Raw genomic sequence first — 1,876 nt, forward strand, 5'->3', positions numbered from 1 at the left:
CCGCTGTGGTATTTGCCGCCGGCGGGTTATGGAACGAACTGCGCGCTATCCGCAAAGACCTGTCCCGCTTGGAATCCAAGCAGGATAAATATAACCATCTGCAAGAACGTGTGGCCAAGTTGGAAGACAGTTGCGCCAACGCGCATAAGCGTATTAGTGAAATGCATTATCGCAGGAGGGATGATTAATGGATAACGTAAAAGCCGCGGCCTATATTCGCCGCTATGAGGGCTTTTCAAAACTCCCTTACAAATGTCCTACGGGCCATTTAACCATTGGCTATGGGCACAATTTGGAAAACGGCATTAGCGCAAGCGCCGCTTTGTTTATCCTGCAAGAGGACTTGGCACACGCGGAACGAGCCGTCAAAGACGCGTTCCCATGGTGGTGGAAACTGGACGACGCGCGGCAATTTGTGCTAGTGGATATGGCATTTAATATGGGCCTTGCGCGCTTAAAAGGCTTCAAAAAAATGCTTACCGCCGTGGAACAGGGCGACTATCAGACCGCCGCCAAAGAGATGTTGGCGAGCAAATGGGCGGCACAGGTGGGCCGCCGGGCGATAGAAAATGCCCGTATGATGGAAACGGGCAAATGGATTTAATATCGGCAAAGCAGCCGAAATTAAAAAGGAGTGAAACAATGGAACTAGGAATGATTATCTGCCTAGCCGCGGTTGCGTGCGTGGGCTTAATTGAGTGGACGAAAAACTTGGTAGAAAAGTTTTTCAAGGTGCCGGGCTTTGTATGGTCCTTGGCAGTATTTGCCGGGGCTATGCTCTGCGGGTTCATTGCCGTTTATGGCGCAGGCATTACGGCCAAAACGCCGCTTATGGCGGTGCTTATCGGGCTGGTGGTATTGGCCTTGGCACAAATCGGCTATGACGGAATTAAACGCGCGATTATGAGCCGCGCGGAAAAAGCCCTGACCAATGAAAAAAATAACTAGACTGTTAGCCCTGCTACTACTGGCAGGGCTACTATTTTCCAACTGGTACAAGGCGCGGCAACTGGATAAACTGACTGCCAGGACGGCCACTTTGCCCGAAAACACCGCTGCCCAAGTGGTTGTAAAAGCCAACAAACTTACGGCCAAGGTGCGCCAGCCGGACGGTTCTGTCAAAGACACTGTAAAATATGTGCCGCCGGAAGGCACGGTAGAAGTCGTCCGGCCCACACAGGGGGCCGAAACAATACGCGTAAAACGCGCCGGTTTCACTTTTCGTCCTGCGGTGCAGGGGTTATTGGGTAGTGATATAAAAGCCGGACTGGGTGTACGTTTGGCCTATTTTGACCGCTATGGTGCCGGGGTAGGCTTGGACCAAACCGCCGCACCCTATGTGTTTGCGGACCGCCGCCTAGACGATTTAACTGGCCTTTTGCACAACACAACCGCCGGCGTGTTTGTAGGTTCCGGCCGAGTTGGGGTGCTAATAGGGGTTTATTTATGAAATGCAAACACGCCGAATACGACCACTATTTTTGGGAATACATGTGCCTGAAAACAGGGGAGCCCTGTTGGGTGGCGTGTGAGAAATGCAAAAAAGAGGATAACTCATGAAAACAAAAGCAGAACTACTAAAAGAAGTTGCTGAACTGAAAAAAGCACAAGCTAACTGCCATGGGACTAAGTGCGAGGTGTACAGCCGCGTGGTCGGCTATTTGCGCCCAGTACAGGGCTGGAACAAAGGCAAAAAAGAGGAGTATGCTATGCGAAAAGTGTATGATGTTGAGCATGTAAAACCGAGGTGTAAATGCTCTTAATATGGGGGCAAAAATGGGGGCGTTACCGTCGGTATTATTACGGCCTCCCTCTCCGTAGAAATTTAACACCCCGCACTTACGCGGGGTTTTTAAATTTATAGAGAGTTGGAGCA

At 50.7% G+C, this 1,876-nt stretch carries 4 protein-coding genes and 1 pseudogene; all 5 read left to right on the forward strand.

Features of this window, described 5'->3' with window-relative positions; genetic code table 11:
- Positions 1-188 (forward strand): annotated as a pseudogene (locus tag ACQY2K_RS06135) (hypothetical protein); the annotation flags it as partial.
- A complete protein-coding gene (locus ACQY2K_RS06140; RefSeq protein WP_428041125.1) occupies positions 188-604 on the forward strand; it encodes a glycoside hydrolase family protein in 417 nt (138 codons plus the stop codon). The pseudogene ACQY2K_RS06135 and the gene ACQY2K_RS06140, both read left to right, overlap by 1 nt.
- A complete protein-coding gene (locus ACQY2K_RS06145) occupies positions 595-948 on the forward strand; it encodes a hypothetical protein (RefSeq protein ID WP_428041126.1) in 354 nt (117 codons plus the stop codon). Before ACQY2K_RS06140 ends, ACQY2K_RS06145 begins: the two co-directional genes overlap by 10 nt.
- On the forward strand, positions 932-1,450 hold the full coding sequence (locus ACQY2K_RS06150) for a hypothetical protein (protein WP_428041127.1): 519 nt from the start codon (positions 932-934) through the stop codon (positions 1,448-1,450). Before ACQY2K_RS06145 ends, ACQY2K_RS06150 begins: the two co-directional genes overlap by 17 nt.
- 106 nt (positions 1,451-1,556) lie before the next feature.
- Positions 1,557-1,763, forward strand: coding sequence for an anaerobic ribonucleoside-triphosphate reductase (gene nrdD, locus ACQY2K_RS06155; RefSeq protein WP_428041128.1), 207 nt, complete (start codon positions 1,557-1,559; stop codon positions 1,761-1,763).
- Positions 1,764-1,876: the final 113 nt, after the last annotated feature.

Source organism: Candidatus Avelusimicrobium fimicolum (genome assembly GCF_021632165.1).
In the GTDB taxonomy this organism is placed as follows: Bacteria; Elusimicrobiota; Elusimicrobia; order Elusimicrobiales; family Elusimicrobiaceae; genus Avelusimicrobium; species Avelusimicrobium fimicola.

Excerpts from the sequence above, each read along its gene's own strand:
- ACQY2K_RS06140 (WP_428041125.1), top strand. The coding sequence starts at position 188 with ATGGATAACGTAAAAGCCGCGGCCTATATTCGCCGCTATGAGGGCTTT.
- ACQY2K_RS06145 (WP_428041126.1), top strand. The coding sequence starts at position 595 with ATGGATTTAATATCGGCAAAGCAGCCGAAATTAAAAAGGAGTGAAACA.
- ACQY2K_RS06150 (WP_428041127.1), top strand. The coding sequence starts at position 932 with ATGAAAAAAATAACTAGACTGTTAGCCCTGCTACTACTGGCAGGGCTA.
- nrdD (WP_428041128.1), top strand. The coding sequence starts at position 1,557 with ATGAAAACAAAAGCAGAACTACTAAAAGAAGTTGCTGAACTGAAAAAA.